We start from the raw sequence: 15,770 nt of genomic DNA on the forward strand, positions 1-15,770 counted from the left end.
GGCGTCGGGTCACCGCAGGCGCTCCCCGCTGTCGGTGTCGAACAGGTACACCCGGGCGGCCGGTGCGGCGAACCGGACAGGCTCGCCCGGCCGCATCACCGTGTGCGCGTCGGTGAGCACGTCCACCGGCGCGTCGACGCCGGGCACGTCGACGCTCAGCTGCCCGAACTCGAGCAGGTTCGCGAAGGCCCGGACCGAGCCGGACAGCCCGGGGGCGTCCACGGGCAGACCGACCTGGCAGTCCTGCGGCCGGATGCCGACGACCACCCGCCGGCCGGGCTCGGCCGTAGCGCAGCCCGTCAGCAGCGATCCGGCCGCGCCGACCCGCGCCAGCACCCGGCCATCCCGGTGCTCGACGACCCCGGGAAGCAGATTGATCTTCGGCTCCCCGACGAAGTCGGCGACGAACACGGTGGCGGGATCGTCGAAGATCTCGTCGGGGGTGCCGAACTGCACGATGACCCCGGCGTTCATCACGGCGATCTGATCGGCGAGGCTCAGCGCCTCGAGTTGGTCGTGCGTCACGACGATCGTGGTGTAGCCGAACTCGCGCTGGAGCATCTTCAGCTCCCGCCGTACGCGTTGACGCTGCCCCGCGTCCAGGTGTGACAGCGGCTCGTCGAGCAGCAGCACCGGCGGGTTGCGGATGAGCGCCCGGGCGAGGGCGACCCGCTGCTTCTGCCCGCTGGACAGGGCCGCCGGCCGCAGCGGCAGCAACTCGGTCATCTCCAGCCGCGCGGCCAGGTGGTCGACCCGCCGGTCGGCGTCCCTGACCTTGCGGGCCCTGAGTCCGTACGCGAGGTTCTCCCGGACGTTCAGCGGAGGGTAGAGCGCGTAGCTCTCGAAGCCCACGCCGATGTTCCGCCTGCCCGCCGGGAGCGCGGCGACGGACTGGTCACCGATCCGGATGTCGCCCCCGGTCACGGTCTCCAGGCCCGCGATCATCCGCAGCGTGGTGGTCTTTCCGCAGCCCGAGGGCCCGAGCAGCGCGACCAGGCTGCCGGCCTCGATGTGCAGGTCGATGCCCTTGACCGCCTCGAAGGACCTGCGTCCGCGGCTGAGATAGGTCTTGCGCAGGCCCCGCAACGTCAGGCTCCGTGCGCCGGCGGCGGGTTCCGCCCGCCGTCCGGACGCGACGTCCCGCTCGGGGTCCCGCGGGGTGACGGAGGTGTTCATCGGCCCTCCCCGGACGTGGCCGCCTGCGGCGACCGTTGCGGTTGTGCCGCGCCCGAACCCAGACGCGCGGCATCGCCGTCGCCGTCCGCGGCGGCGAACAGGTGCACGTGTTCGTACGAGATCTGCAGCCGGACCCGCTCGCCCTCGCGCAATCCGTGCTCGCTGACCACGACGACCAACCGGCCGCCCACCTCGACGGTGAGTTCGACGAGCCTGCCGAGTCGTTCCGAGAGCCGGACGGTGCCGTCGAAACAGAGCGTCCCGTCGGTCTGGTCGTCTGCCGGGACCAGGCGCAGGTCCCGGGGACGGAGACCGAGCTGGGCCCGCTGACCGGCGGACAGCGCGGTCCCTGGCGGCACCGGGAGCGCGATCGCCCCGGCGGCGGCCCGCAGCATCCCGTCCTCGGCCTCGGCCGCGAGCAGGTTGATCTCGGGCTGACCGAGGGACCTGGCCACGAACGTGTCGACGGGCGTGTGCCAGAGGGCCTGCGGGGTGCCGATCTGGACCAGGTGCCCGGCGCGCAGCACGGCGAGCCGGTCGCCGAGCGCCAGCGCCTCCTGGTAGTCGTGGGTGACGTAGAGGGAGGTCGTGCTCGACATCGCGCCGAGCTGCTTGAGTTCGGCGCGCATCTGGGCCCGCAGCTTGGCGTCCAGGTGCGAAAGCGGCTCGTCCAGCAGGTACACCTCGGCGGGACGGACCAGCACGCGGCCGAGGGCGACCCGCTGGCGCTGCCCGTTGGACAGCTCGGCGGGGAACCGCTCCAGCAGGGCGCCGATGCCGAGTGTACCGGCGACGGCGTCGATCCGGTCACGCTGCTGGTCCGGCGGGTAGCTGCCGCTGCGCCCCGAGCGCAGCGGCGAGGCGAGGTTCTCGAACACCGTCTTCTGCGGGTAGAGGGCGTAACTCTCGAACGCCATCGCCACGTTCCGGTGGTACGGCTCGACACCTGCCATGTTCCGGCCGGCGATGTGCACCTCTCCGGCGTCGACGTCGACCAGTCCGGCCACGCTCCTGAGGGTGGTCGTCTTGCCCGCGCCGGAGGGGCCGAGGACGACGAAGAACTCGCCGTCGCGGACATCGAGGTCCAGACCGGCCAGCGCGGTCTTGGCCCCGTAGCGCTTGGTCAGGCCCCGGATCGTCACCGCGCCCATCAGGCCTTCACCGCCCCGAACGACAAACCCCGCACCAGGTAGCGCTGGATGGTCAGGGCGAGCGCCAACGGCGGGAGCACGCCGATGATGGCGGCGGCCGCGGTCAGGTTGTAGTACGCCTGACCGCCGCCGCCGAGGTACTTGGAGATGGCCACGGTCACGGTGGCCGCGTCACTGTCGGTCAGGATCAGGGGAAAGACGTAGTTGTTCCAGGCGAAGACGAAGGCCAGCAACGCCGCCGCGGCGATCCCGGGCCGCACCATCGGCAGGGCGACCATGAGGAACGTCCGCAGCCGGGAGTAGCCGTCGAGCAGGGCGGCGTGTTCCAGGTCCTCGGGAAGGTCCTGGAAGTACGAGCGCAGGATCCACACCACGAGTGGCATGGTGACCAGTTGCAGGACCCAGATCTGGCCGGCGTTCGTGTCGAACAGCCCGAGCTGGTTGTAGATGACGAACAGCGGCACCACGACCATCAACTCCGGGGCGAACCGGAAGGACAGCATGGTGAACATCAGGTTGTCGGAGCCGCGGAACCGCCAGCGCCCGGCGGCGTAGGCCGCCGGAATGCCGATCAGCAGGGAGACCAGGACCGCGCCGCCGCTGTTGATCAGCGTGTTGACCAGGGCACTCCGGTAGTCGACGCTGGTCACCGCCGCGCCCTCGTGGGACAGCACGGTGTGGTAGTTCGCCCAGGTCGGGGAGAACTGGAAGTACGTGGTGGTCTGTTCGGCGCGGCTCTTCAGCGACAGCAGCACCATCCAGGCGATGGGAAACAGCGAGAAGGCGAACCAGGCGAGGATGCCCAGATCCGCGAGCACGGAGCCGGTGGTGAGGCGTCGCCGTCCGGGCATGAGTTCTGCGGCCATGTCAGTCCCCCGCTCCCGCGGCCCGTCGCTGTGTCCGCCCGAGCACCTTGACCAGATAGCTGGCCGCCAGGTACACGATGGCCCACAGGATGAACATGTACGTGCTGCCGCGCGAGTAGTTGAAGTTGATGATGGAGTCCTCGTACGCGCCGACCTGCAGGGACCGCGTCGCCGTCCCGGGGCCGCCCGCGGTCAGCACCTCGATGATGTCGAAGACCTTCAGACAGTCCATGAACCGGAAGATCACCGCTACCAGGATGTAGGGCCACATCATCGGCAGCATCAGCCGGCGGAACATGTAGAACCATCTCGCGCCGTCCACCTCGGATGCCTCGAAGGGCTCGCGGGGCAACGACCGGATGCCGGCGAGGACGAGAATCGCCACGAACGGCGTGTACGTCCACACGTCGACCAGCACGATGGAGTACAGCGCCCGCTCCCGGCTCAGGAAGTCGAAGGTGGAGCCGAGCCCGAGAATGTGGTTCAGCGCGCCGAACTGCGGATTGAACAGGAGCTTCCAGATCACGCCGGCGATGACCGGAGCGACCATCAGCGGCAGGATGAGCACCTTCTCGAAGACCCGCCCGATCAGGCTGGAGCGGTTGAGGAGCAGGGCGATCCCCACGCCCAGGACGGTCTCGACGAGCGTGGCAAGGCACGCGAACACGAGGGTGAACCGCACGCTGCCCCAGAACTCGCCGCTGGTCACGACGCTCCGGAAGTTCTCCAGCCCGACGAACGAGGGCAGCGGGTTGGTCGCCGCGTAGTCCAGCACCGAGTAGTAGACCCCGAGCGCGAAGGGGTAGAGGATCCCGACGATGAGCGCGACGGCGGGCACGGCGAGCAGGTACGGCCGCGCCCTGCGCCGCCACGCGGGTACGGCGGGGACCGGCCTTACGCCTCCCGCCCTCCCCTCGGGCGCCCGTTGCGGCGACCGAGGGGTTTCCTGGGTGGTAGTCACCTCGACATCGCTTCCTTCGAACCTCACCTCGACCGACGTCAGCCAGCGTTGACCTTGCTGGTGTTCGCCTGCGCGAGTTGGTTCAGCCTGGTGCCCGCGTCGGCTCCGGCGTAGATGTCCTGCAGCGCCACCGCCCAGTCCTCGGTGGTCTCGAAGAACTTCTTCTGCGGGGTGAACTGGATCTTCGTACTGTCGACGACCTTCTCGAAGGTCTCAAGGTAGCCGGGAAATCCGCCCATGGTCTGCTTGAATGCGCTGTCGAACACGGACCTGCGGGTGGGGTCGGGGAACACGCCCTGCGAGGTCGCCTTGCTCATCGCCTGCTTGCCGGTGGCCCACTGGATGAACAGCCACGCGGCCAGCTTGTTCTTCGAGGCCGAGTTCATCGCCAGCGACCACGTCCACAGGTTGGTGGCGTAGCTGCCGTCGGGGCCGGCCGGGCCGGGGTGCCAGGCGAGGTTGCCCGCCTCCTTGCTCGCGCCCTTGACGTTCTTGGGGTAGGTCGCGCTGTCGGCGTCGTAGACCATCATGGCCCGGCCGTCGCCGAGGTCCCCGGTGCAGTCCGGGTACTCGTACGTCGTCCACGACGTGGGGCCGGCCTGCTTGGCGAGTTCGACCCACTTCCTGGTGAAGTCCACGGCGGCCGGAGAGTTCATCGCGGCCGTGTACGTGGTGCCGTCCACCGTGTAGTCCCGGCCGCCCTCGCGGGAGAGCTGGGTCATGAACCCGGGGTGGATGGTCGCCCACGACCGTGATCCCCGGAACGCCACCCCGTACCGGTTCTGTGACCGGTCGGTCAGGTCGATGGCGAGTTGGACGAAGTCGTCGAAGGTCTCCGCGGGGTGATTCCCCGGGAGTCGAAGTACTTCTTGTTGTACGCGACCACGTTCGTCTCGAAGCCCCACGGGATGGCCCACTGGCCGCCGCTGCCGAGCGAGCTTCCCGGCTTGAAGTCCCAGCGGGTCGAGGTCCGCAGGCCCTCGTAGATGTCCTCGAAGTCGTAGTCGGGGTCGGTCGCGGCCGAGTTCTCCAGCCAGGGTGTGAGGTCCTCCATCCAGCCGGGCGGACCGTAGGTCCAGATGAAGTAGGCGCCGGTCATGAAGACGTCGTGGGCGCCCGAGCCACCTGCGAGTTCGGTGTTGAGCTTGGTGAAGTAGTCGGCTTCGGGCACCAGGTCGGCCTGGACGGTGATGCCGGTGAGTTCGGTGAACTCCTTCAGGAGTGGGGCGAAGCTCTGCTGGTACGGGTGCGGCGTCTGGAGGATCTTGATGGTCGCCCCCTTCGCCTTCTTCCAGTCGAAGGCGCCGGTGACCGCGTTGGCGCCGTTCTCCGCGTCCGGCGCGGTCCCGCCGGTGCCGACTCCGCACGCGGCCAGCGCCGGAGCCGAGGTGATACCGGCCGCGGCGAGACCGAGGCCCTTCAGGACGTTGCGCCGGCTCCAGGCCGGACCGGAGGCGGGTGGACGACTCATGAGCGTTCCTCCTCGAAGGTCACCGACGCGCGGCCGGGACGGGAGTGTGGGGGTGTGGGGGTGTGGGTGGGCGAGGGGGAGGGCCGGCCACGCCCGCCGGCAGCGTCCGGGCGATGTCTGGCGGTCCCACTCGGACGTTCAGCCCTCCTCGCCCGGTGGCTGCTGCTTCGAAATGTTCGTGCAACACTAGAAGCTCCGTGGACACTTGTCCAGAACTAATGTTCTGCCGTACGGTTGCTCAGCACATTCGGCGCTCGACCGCGATCAGGGGGGAGAATTCACGCCATGGCGTCCGCGAATGTCCCCCCTTCCCGATTCCCGGTACACCAGTTGGTGCTGGCCTCTCGGCTGTACTACCTGGACGACCTCACCCAGGCGGAGATCGCCGCCCGGCTCGGCGTCAGCCGCGCCAGCGTCAGTCGGCTGTTGTCCGAGGCGCGCCGGCAGGGGATCGTCAAGATCGAGATTTCCTCGCCCACCCTTGCGGACACGGCGGAACTTGCCCGCGCCACCGCTCAGTCGCTGGGCCTGACCGCCGTACACCTGACGGAGCCGGCCGACAACGGGCTGGTCGCCGCCGCCAACATCGGACCGGCCCTCAGCGACGCGCTCACGGCCGCGAACCTCGGCCCGGGCGACGTCCTGCTCACCGCGAGCGGCCGGATGGTGTACGAGTCGTCCCGGGCGCCGCTGCCCCGGCTGCCCGGCATCGTCATCGCGCCAATGCTCGGCGGCCGGGACGAGCCCGACGCCTGGTACCAACCGAACGAGATCGCCCGCAACTTCTGCGAGCGGACCGGTGGACGTCCGGCGTTCCTGTACGCGCCGGCGCTTCCCGGCCCCGACCTGTATCCGATGCTCCGCAGTGAGCCCTCGATCTGCCGCGTCCTGGACCTTTGGGCTACGGCCAGTTGCGCGGTGATCGGCGTGGGAGCACCGCCGCTGAGCCGCTCGTCGCTCCCGTCCTTCGTCCCCGCCGACGCGGTATCGCTGCGGGAGGCCGTCGGCGATGTCGTCTCGCGGTTCTACGACGGCAGGGGTCGGGAGGTGGCCTTCCCCGGTAGCGAACGCCTGCTGTCCACGCCGTTGGCGACGCTTCGTGAGATTCCGGTGGTCATCGCGGTCGGAGCCGGACGGGAGAAGGTCAACTCCATCCTGGTCGGCGCCCGCGCCGGATACTTCGACCGCCTGGTGACCGACGTCGAAACAGCGGAGTTGCTGCTGTCGGCCGCCGCCGGAGCCCCGGACCCGACCGCCCCCGACCCGACCGCTCCGGACCCGACCGCCCCCGACCCGACCGCCCACGGCCCGATTGCTCCCGGCCACGACGGCGAGCGCCGGTCGACGAACCGCTCACGAACGCCCAGCTGAAAGCCCCACAAGCGCGGACCGTCGGAGGAGACCGAATCATGCGTTGCGTAACCATCCATGCCCCCGGCGACATCCGGGTCGGCGAGATGCCGGACCCGGTGCCCGGCCCGGGCGAGAGCCTCGTGCAGATCACCAGCGTGGGGCTGTGTGGATCCGATCTCCACTGGTTCACCGAGGGCGCCATCGGCGACGCCGTGCTGACCAAGCCGCTCGTGCTCGGCCACGAGATCGCGGGCATCGCCGTCACGGGCCCCCTGGCCGGCCGCAGCGTCGGCCTCGACCCGGCGCAACCGTGCCACGACTGCCGCGAATGCCGCACCGGGCTGGAACACCTCTGTACCCGGATGTCGTTCGCGGGCCACGGGCGCACCGACGGCGGCCTCCGCGAGCTGATGGCCTGGCCCGATCGGCAGATCCACGAGCTGCCCGACGGCTACGACCCCTCCTGCGGCACCCTCCTGGAACCGCTCGGCGTCGCCGTCCACTCCGCCGACCTCGCCCACCTGCGGCACGGGTGGAAGGTCGCGGTGGTGGGATGCGGCCCGATCGGCCTGATGCTGATCGAGCTTGCCGCGATGGCCGGTTGTGACGTGCTGGCCGTCGAGCCGCTCAGCCACCGCCGGGCGGCCGCCCGACGGGCCGGTGCCAGCGTCGCGGTGGCGCCGGAGGAGGTCACCCCCAAGTCGGTACTCGACGGCGGATACGACGTCGCTTTCGAGGTCAGCGGGGCCGACGACGGGCTCGAACGAGCCGGCGTACTCGTCCGGCCCGGCGCCCGGATCGTCCTCGTCGGCATCCCGGACGAGGACTCCACAACCTTTCAGGCGTCGTTGCTGCGTCGCAAGGGGCTCACCCTGGCCTGCGCCCGACGCATGACCGAAAGTGCCTACGCGCGGGCGATCGACCTCGGCTCCCGGACGGCGGTGGACCTGCCCTGGCTCGTCTCCCAGCGCTACCCTCTCGCCGACGCGGCAAAGGCGTTCGAGGCCGCGGCGGGTCGCGGGGGCCTCAAGGTCGTCATCGATGTGGCGGCCAGCTGACCACCCGGGTGCTAGCCGCGCGCTGCCGGCGCCAAGCCGCGGACGCACCGCAACGCGGGGCGCCGGTCACCCGAAGTGGTACGCCTCCGGACGCGGCAGCGCCGAAGGATCAGCCGAGGGACAGCGCCTGCAATTCGGCGATCACGCGCTGCATCGGCCGGGTGAATTGATGGCGGAACCCCTGGGACAGCTCGTACGGTCCGATGAACTCGGACAATACCGGCAGTTTTTCGAGGTCGTCCTCCTGCCGTGCCTGGGTGGAGGGCAGGAATCCTTCGTACTCGGTCACCAGGGTTCGAAGGTATTCCTCGGCACTGACAACCGCGGCCGTCACGTCAGGGTTCTCCGGAAACAGAGTGCTGTCCGCGCGCATCATGGCCACCATGCCCTCGAGCCACAGCTGGGCGTCGAGGACAACCTGCAGGAGCTCGTCATATCGCCCCACCTTCACCCGAGGCCCGGCCCTCCTCGAACCCGGGGCCAGGGCCTGGGCGCGTAACAGGCGTCGGGCGCGTTTGACGGACTGGTACTGCTCGATCGTGTCCCGAAGCCAGCGCTGACGGGCCTCGCGCAACACGATCGAGCGGTCCTCATCGCGCCGCGCGCGCTGGTTCCGCTCGTCGGCCTGGCGGTTGAGGGCCTGGTAGAGCAGCGATGTCCCACCGCCCAGGACGGCCACGAGGAGGAATTGCAGCAGCGTCTTGTACGCCTCCGTGCCGAGGACGCGGCTCGCGAGTTCGCGCCGGCTGACCAGGGCGGCCGTGAGCAACAGGCCGACCAGGACGGTTGCGACAATGGCGGCGGTAAGCCGGCGGCTGGGCCGGTTGCGCTGTGCTTTGATGGCCCGATACTAGTGGTCAGCGGCGAGTCGTGGCCCGCGTGGATCGGGCGGCCAGATCAGAACAGATCGACTCGGGGTCCTACCCTGCTGGTCTCGACGACAGGGAGCCGCTCCAGGATGGCGATGACCGCGGAAGGCAACGGGCCGGATCTTGACGACGTCGCCCGCGAGGCGCTGCTGAGCTGGAGCGATCGCACCGGCGCCAGGCTGGAACTCGAAGCCGAATTCAACTCGGGGATGACGGACGCGTCCGTCTATCGGGCCACCGTGGAAATTCCCGGCGACGGCTTCCGCGCGGTCGTCGTGAAGCGGTGCCGCCCGCGCGGCGACGGCGTGTTCGAGTCCGAACGCCTGGTGCGGGCCAGGGCTGCCAACCGTGCCTTCGCGGCTGCGCACCTTGCCGAGCAGGCGTACGACCCGATCGCGTTGCCCGACGGCGGAACGATCCTGCTCCAGCAGGTCGCGGGGGACGATCTCCGGGACAATCGGACGCTGGCGCAGGCTCTGTCCGAGCCCGGTGGCTGGCAGCGCTGGACCGACAAGGTCCAGACGCTTGCGGGTCAACTGCTGACCGAGTGGAACGCTGGTGTTCCCACACCCGTCAGGACCGACGCGAAGTCCCTTCTCCGCTCCATGCTGGGCGACTTTCGGCTGAGCGACAGGGGTGCCATCCCGGCCTGGCTCGGCCAGAGAGCGCCCGAGGCCCTCGAGACCGGCAACAGCTGGCTGAACCTCGCAGACGAGCGCGGTCCCCAGGCGAACCCCTGGTCCCTGGCCAGCAGCCGGAACGACTTCGGTGAGCCTGTCGAGATACGGAACTGGTCCGGCCTCACCCACGGCGACCTGCATCCCGGCAACATCATTGTGCCGAGGCGGGCGCAGCGCACCGACTCGTTCTGGCTCATCGACCTCAGCCGCTTCGCCTCCGACTCTCCGCTCGCTCGCGACCAGGTGTATCTCTGCCTCACCGCGCTCGGCCCCCGCGTCGCAACGTGCGGCCTCGATGCCCAGGCCGAACTCATCGATCTGGTGATCGACCCCCAGGGCGTCGAGCCGCTCAAGCTGGAACCCGAGGTGGCCACCTTCGTCCGGAAGATGCGATCCGCCGGCGACAGTTGGCTCGCCGGGCGGGGCGTGATGTCGTACTGGCACGATCTGATACTGCTCGCGCTGTGCGCCGAGGGACTGATCCTCGCCTCCCGCCGCTCCACACCACCGGCCCTGCAGACCTGGTACTTCCGGGTCGCGTGCCGAGCAGCGACCGCGCTGCTGGCCGAGCACTACCGGCCGGCGACGCGATCATCCGTCGCGCCGGCGGCGATCATCGAACGCGTCGGATCGGCCGCCGCGCCGCCGCTGCTGGCCGGACCACGGCTGCTCCGGGAAGCTGAGCGGCTGGCCCGGCAGATCCCCAGCGAAGTGCAGCGCGGTTCTGCGCTCGCGGAGGTGGCCAAGGCCGTGGCAACGACCCAGCCGGACGACGCCGAACGCATAGCGGACTCGACCGGAACGGACTTCGTCGCCCGGGCCGCCGCACTGACCGGGATCGCGTCGGTGCTGGTGCAGGGGGACGCGACGCGAGCGAACCGGCTCCTTGCTCAGGCGGCACGCGCCGCCCGGCACATCGCGGATGGCCGTGAACAGGCAATCGCGCTCGTCCGCGCGGCGACGGTCCTGGCCGAACTCGATCCGACCGGCGCCGAACGCATGGTCGCACTCGCAACCGAGCCTTTCGCCGGCAGGGGCTCCGCGCTGGCGAACCTGGTGGCGGTGCTGGCGGTCACCGACCGAGCAGCCGCGCTCCGCGTCGCGGAAAAGGCCGCGGCCGGCGCCGACGCGGGAGAAAAGACAGTCGTGGCGGAGGCCGTCGCCGGCCTCGCCCCGGAGCGCGCCGAGCGGCTACTTCAGGACTCGTGGCGGATCGCCCGGTCCGACTACGTCAATTGGAACGGCGACATCGACTACACGGACATCGACGGTCCTCCGATGTGGCTGTTGGGCCGGGTAGCTGCGGCAGCCATCCGCATCCTCGGCCTGAGGAAGGCCCGTCCGTACCTCACCGAGGCGGAGAGGGCGGTCCGCGCGTGCCGGTGCGACGACTGCGCGGCGAGGGCGCTCGAGCTGCTGGCGGAAGCCCGCGCCGAGGCCGATCCGGAATCCGCGATCCAGGTCTTCGCCGATGACCCCTACAGGTCGCTTTGGTCGGACCTGTTGGCCGCAGTTCCCTCGCCTCGGCTGCTGGGCGCGATGTCGCGGTTTCAGCCGGGCCACGCCGAGATGCTGGCACGCTCCCTGCCCGACGCGGCGAGGCAAGGCGAATCCCTCCTCGCGATCACGGTCGCCTCGACAACCAACGACGTCGGGTATGCGCAGACCATCGCCGAATCCATCGAGGACAGCCGCAGCCGGGCGCTGGCTCTTGCCGCTGTCGCGGAAGTGGTCAGCGACCACGACCGTGCGGCGGGACTGCTCACCGAGGCGGAATCAGCAGCGCGCCTGCTGGCAGACCCGACACGGGTGGGCGTCCTGTTGCGCATCGCGCGCGCATGGCAGAGATTCGACGGTTGAGGCAGCGGACCGGCATCGCCGGCTCCTGGCGCGGTCGCCTGCTCCTGGCGAAGATGGTGTGGCGGTTCAGGCCACGAGCAGGCGGAGACCGAGTTCGGCGGTGTCGAGGGCCATGATGTCCCGGTTGCGTTCGGCCCACCGGCCGCAGGCGAGGTCCTCGTGGAGGGTGCTGACCGCCCGTTGCTCGGCCCGCGGCCCGACCCTGGTCCACACCGAAACCGCCCGGCGCACCGGCTCCTGCAGGTACGCCTCGGGTCGGCGCCAGTGCGCCTCGAAGAAGCCGTCGACGCAGTCCCACGGGATCAGCACCGGTTCGGCGCGTCCGCCGATCGTCCGGGTCAGGTCGGCCAGGGACGGCCAGCCGGCCAGCAGGTCGGCGAACTCGGGCAGGTAGTCGCGGGTGAGCCAGAACCGTCGACGCCAGCCGGTGTCGTCGGCGTCGTACGTCAACACCACCACGCGGCGGGCCACCCGCCGCATCTCCCGCAACCCGGCGGCCGGGTCCGGCCAGTGGTGGACGGTGCTGACCGCCATCGCGGCGTCGAAGGACCGGTCGGGGAAGGGCAGGCGCTCCGCCGCGGCGGCCACGCACGGCGCCGCGTCCGCGGGACGCTGCGCGCGCATGACCGCCGACGGCTCCACGGCCGTGACCTCGCGGTCGGCCGGTTCGTACGAGCCGGTGCCGGCCCCGACGTTCAGCACCGTCCGCGCGTCGCCGAGCGCCTCCCAGATCCGCGCGGCGATTCGTGGCTCGGTGCGCCGGGTCGCCGGGTAGGCGGACCCGATGGTGTCGTACAACCGGGCGCCGAAGACCTTCAGCTGCTCCTCCGGGGTCGTCCTGATCCCCATTGCCCGTTCCTCCAGTTCCCGGTCGATGGCCGTGACCATGGCGGCCGCGCGTTCGCGCTGCTCCAGCAGCAGAGCGCGCAGCCGGCACAGGCGCGCGACCGCGTCGGCGGCCGGATCGCCGATCAGCTCCGCGATCTCGCGCAGTCCGAATCCGAGCCGTCGGTAGGTGAGCACCTCCCGGAGCCGTTCCACGTCGGTCGCGGAGTAGGCGCGGTGTCCGGCCGCGGTCCGCGCGGACGGCTGCAGGAGGCCGATCTCGTCGTAGTGGTGCAGGGTCCGGACGGTGACGCCGGCCAACTCCGCCACCCGTCCCACGGTCAGGTGTTCCGCCACACCACCGACTATCTGGCATGACGCGGCGTGAGGTTCAAGACCACAGTCGGGTGGTGCGGCGTACCGGAATCACTTCGACGGACTCCGCCACGGAGCCGGCTCTCCCGGCCGACGCCGATGTGGACGGTCTGTCGGGCACCCGTCATGGCGCACAATGCGGCCGGCCGCTAGTGTTTCATGAACCATGAGTGACGGGCAGGACACAGCGGCCATCGGCTCCGTCCGGTCGAAGCAACTGTTCGTGATCATGCCGTTCGGGATGCGTAAGCTGCAGTCCGGTGCGGTCCACGACTTCGACCGGTTCTATCAGGACGTCCTGCGTCCGGTGGCCGCGCACGAGGGCTGGTCGCCCATGCGGGCCGACGAGATCGCCGAGCCCGGCATGGTGATCAACCAGGCGTTCCGGCACCTGCACTCGGCGGACACCGTGATCGCCGACCTCAGCCCGTGGAACGGCAGCGTCTACCTTGAACTCGGGGTCCGCCTCGCGATCTCGCCGGGCAACACCATCCTGATCGCACTCAGCGGCACCGATTTGCCCTTCGACATCAAGGGCCAGCGCGTGCTGTTCTACAGTCCGAACTTCGATCAGGACGTCAGCTTCCGGCGCCGGCTGCGGCAGGCGCTACGGTCGGACAGCCCGATGGAAAACCCGGTCTGGACCGCGCTTCACAACCTCGGGTTGAGCTTCGACCCCCGACGTGAGCCACTCGCCTTCGAGCGCGAGCTCAACCACAAGATCGAACGCAGCCGCAACGTCGAGCAACTGGTCGCCGTCTGGCACTGGGCCCGGTCGTTTCCCAACCTGCCGACCGGTCCACTGTTGTCCCTCAGCGAACGGCTCGCGTCCGGCGGCGACTTCCAGACCGCGGTCGCCGTGCTGGACGCCGTCGCCGACAGCACCGACTACGAGGTGCACCGGCAGCGCGGGTTCTACCTGCGGAAGATCGGTGAGCTGGAGCCGGCGCTGGCGGCGTTCGAGACCGCACTCGGCTTCAACCGGCGCGACCCCGAGACGCTGGGCATGATGGGCGGCGCCCTCAAGCGGCTGGGCCGTTACACCGAGGCCCTGGACAAGTACGAGGAGGGCGCCACGCTCTCGCCCACCTCGCTCTACCTGGCCGTGGCGCGGGCCGGCATGGCGATCATCGCGTCGCCCGACGACCCCGAGCCGGGCCTCGAACTCTACCGTGAGCTGCTGGTGAACGTTCCGCAGCGGGCCGGCTGGGAGACCGACTCGTGGGCGAATCTCGTCTGCGCCGAGGCCAGCTTCGTCCTCGGTGACGTCGAGGCCGCCTACCGGTACGCCCGGGCCGCCGTCCGCTACGACGCCGAGCGCCTGCATCTGACCTCGACCGCCGAGCAGATCGCGATGCTGGCGCAGGCCGGTCTCGAGCTGAAGAACCCGGACGGCTTCGTGCACTGGCTGACCGAGGTGGCGCACCGCGAGGAGCCCGTCGCGGTGGGCGGCGGACAGGAGCCCTGGCCGGACGACTCCACCTTCCAACGGCGCATGATCTTTCATATCTCGGACATCCACTTCGGGTCGATCACCCGCGACGGCGAGGTCATCGACACCCACGGCTTCTACGACGGCGAGAACTCCAACCGGCTCAGCGTCGAGCTGACCAACGAGTTCCAGGCCGCGCTGCGTCGGTCCGACTGCATGCCGGAGAACGCCCTGCTGGTGGTCTCCGGCGATTCCACGTACACCGGCCGGCGGGTGGAGTTCGAGAAGCTGCACGACTTTCTGACCGAGTTGTGCGGGAACCTCGGGTTGCACCGCAGCCAGGTCGCCATCGTGCCGGGCAACCATGACATCGACTGGCTGCAGACCCGGTCCGACCGTGCCAACCGGTTCGACAACTATCTGTCGTTCGCACACCGGTTCTACGGCGAGGAACTGTTCCGCGAGTTGTTTCCGCTGATCAGCTGGGACATGCGGACCAACTCGGTCCGGCCCCGCCCGAACGACATCGTCTATCGGCGTACCGACGGGACGCTGACGATCGTCGGCCTCAACTCGTGCATCTTCGAGGACGACCAGAACCACTACGGCTACATCGGCAAACGACAGTTGGACAAGGTGGCCCGGCTGCTGGAGAACGAGCCGTCGAGCAATGTGCGCGTCGCGGTCATGCACCACCACCTGCATCCCTTCCCCGAACCGCTGGAGCCCCGGCGGGGAGACGAGATCGTCCTGGACGTGTCGACGGTCCGCGACGCCGGCGTGGTCGAGCAGCGCCTCGAACGGCTCGGCTTCTCCCTGCTGCTGCACGGCCACAAGCACAAGCCACAACTGCGCGAGACGCTCGTCCGGGATCCGCAGATGGACACGACTACCCCGCCCCGGCTGATGATCGTGTCGGGCTGCGGCAGCACCGGCGTCAGCGAGCACGAACTGGAACACAGCCAGCCCAACCACTACGCCATCCTTGAGGTGCTGCAGCCGACCCGGGCGCCGGGCGTCGACTTCGTGGCGGTCGAGTGGCGGGAGCACGCGCTCTCCCCGGGCGCCGACTGGGTCACCAAGCAACGTTGGACGCTGAAGGGATGAGCGGGGGCCGCTGGAGCCGGGGGGACATCGATCCCGTCGAGCCGCCCGACCTGTCCCGCGACGCCTGGCGGGATCCGGCGGCGGCGCTGCGGACACTGCACGACTGGGCGGTGCGCTACACCACCGAGATCACCTCGTGGTATCTGCGGGACAAGCGGTTCAAGCGCTGGGCCTCGCGCCTGCTCCGGGCCGCGGCCGTCGTCCTCGCGGTCGCCGGCGGTCTGGCGCCGCTGACCTCCCGACGGGACTCGACCTGGGGCTACGCCCTCATCGCGTTGGCCGCCGGCTGCGTCGCGTTCGACCACTTCTTCGGACTGTCCGCCGGCTGGATGCGCGACATGACCACGGCCCAGGCGTTGCAGGCCAGGATGGTGCGCTTCCACCTGGACTGGGCGGCGCTGGAGTCACGCGACGACACCGCCACCGGCATCGAGCTGGTCGACGGGCTGCTCACCGACGTACTGGAACTGACCAACGCGGAGACGGCGGAGTGGGTCAGCCAGTTCAGCACCGCGATCTCCGCCCTGCGCCGGCAGACCGAGCAGTAGCCGGGCCGGCGGATCGAGCAGTAGCCGGGCCGGCGGAC

General features: G+C 69.9%; 11 protein-coding genes and 1 pseudogene. 5 read left to right on the forward strand and 7 right to left on the reverse strand.

What is annotated here, in order from left to right; all coding sequences use genetic code 11:
* Positions 1–9: 9 nt before the first annotated feature.
* The 5 genes and pseudogenes from CIK06_RS01430 to CIK06_RS32250 form a co-directional block, all read right to left on the reverse strand.
* Complete coding sequence (locus CIK06_RS01430; protein ID WP_095563284.1) at positions 10–1,176, reverse strand: ABC transporter ATP-binding protein; 1,167 nt, start codon at positions 1,174–1,176, stop codon at positions 10–12.
* Positions 1,173–2,327 (reverse strand): ABC transporter ATP-binding protein, encoded by a 1,155-nt coding sequence (locus tag CIK06_RS01435; protein WP_095563285.1) that lies wholly within the window; start codon positions 2,325–2,327, stop codon positions 1,173–1,175. The genes CIK06_RS01430 and CIK06_RS01435 overlap by 4 nt, the downstream gene beginning before the upstream one ends.
* On the reverse strand, positions 2,327–3,193 hold the full coding sequence (locus CIK06_RS01440; RefSeq protein ID WP_095563286.1) for a carbohydrate ABC transporter permease: 867 nt from the start codon (positions 3,191–3,193) through the stop codon (positions 2,327–2,329). The genes CIK06_RS01435 and CIK06_RS01440 overlap by 1 nt, the downstream gene beginning before the upstream one ends.
* Before the next feature lies 1 nt (position 3,194).
* Positions 3,195–4,031, reverse strand: a complete 837-nt coding sequence (locus CIK06_RS01445) for a carbohydrate ABC transporter permease (protein ID WP_198348067.1) — start codon at positions 4,029–4,031, stop codon at positions 3,195–3,197.
* Between the two features lie 161 nt (positions 4,032–4,192).
* Positions 4,193–5,625 (reverse strand): annotated as a pseudogene (locus CIK06_RS32250) (ABC transporter substrate-binding protein).
* Between the two features lie 333 nt (positions 5,626–5,958).
* Between CIK06_RS32250 and CIK06_RS01455 the strand changes: the two are divergent.
* Positions 5,959–6,996, forward strand: a complete 1,038-nt coding sequence (locus tag CIK06_RS01455; protein WP_232534399.1) for a sugar-binding transcriptional regulator — start codon at positions 5,959–5,961, stop codon at positions 6,994–6,996.
* Positions 6,997–7,034: 38 nt separating this feature from the next.
* Positions 7,035–8,036 carry a zinc-binding dehydrogenase gene (locus CIK06_RS01460; protein ID WP_095563289.1) on the forward strand — a complete coding sequence of 334 codons (1,002 nt, stop codon included), beginning with the start codon at positions 7,035–7,037 and terminating at the stop codon, positions 8,034–8,036.
* 109 nt (positions 8,037–8,145) lie between these two features.
* On the opposite strand, the gene CIK06_RS01465 is transcribed toward CIK06_RS01460, so the two are convergent.
* Complete coding sequence (locus CIK06_RS01465; protein WP_095563290.1) at positions 8,146–8,805, reverse strand: hypothetical protein; 660 nt, start codon at positions 8,803–8,805, stop codon at positions 8,146–8,148.
* Between the two features lie 189 nt (positions 8,806–8,994).
* Here CIK06_RS01465 and CIK06_RS01470 point away from each other — a divergent pair, with 189 nt between their 5' ends.
* Positions 8,995–11,445, forward strand: coding sequence for a hypothetical protein (locus CIK06_RS01470; RefSeq protein ID WP_095563291.1), 2,451 nt, complete (start codon positions 8,995–8,997; stop codon positions 11,443–11,445).
* A 66-nt stretch (positions 11,446–11,511) separates the two neighbouring features.
* Here the strand turns inward: CIK06_RS01470 and CIK06_RS01475 are convergent, their stop codons facing one another.
* On the reverse strand, positions 11,512–12,627 hold the full coding sequence (locus CIK06_RS01475; RefSeq protein ID WP_095563292.1) for a MerR family transcriptional regulator: 1,116 nt from the start codon (positions 12,625–12,627) through the stop codon (positions 11,512–11,514).
* A gap of 184 nt (positions 12,628–12,811) precedes the next feature.
* Here CIK06_RS01475 and CIK06_RS01480 point away from each other — a divergent pair, with 184 nt between their 5' ends.
* On the forward strand, positions 12,812–15,184 hold the full coding sequence (locus tag CIK06_RS01480; protein WP_095563293.1) for a metallophosphoesterase: 2,373 nt from the start codon (positions 12,812–12,814) through the stop codon (positions 15,182–15,184).
* Positions 15,181–15,732: an SLATT domain-containing protein gene (locus tag CIK06_RS01485; protein ID WP_095563294.1), complete on the forward strand. Its 552-nt coding sequence runs from the start codon at positions 15,181–15,183 to the stop codon at positions 15,730–15,732. The genes CIK06_RS01480 and CIK06_RS01485 overlap by 4 nt, the downstream gene beginning before the upstream one ends.
* Positions 15,733–15,770 lie beyond the last annotated feature (38 nt).

It is taken from the genome of Plantactinospora sp. KBS50 (assembly GCF_002285795.1).
Classification (GTDB): Bacteria; Actinomycetota; Actinomycetes; order Mycobacteriales; family Micromonosporaceae; genus KBS50.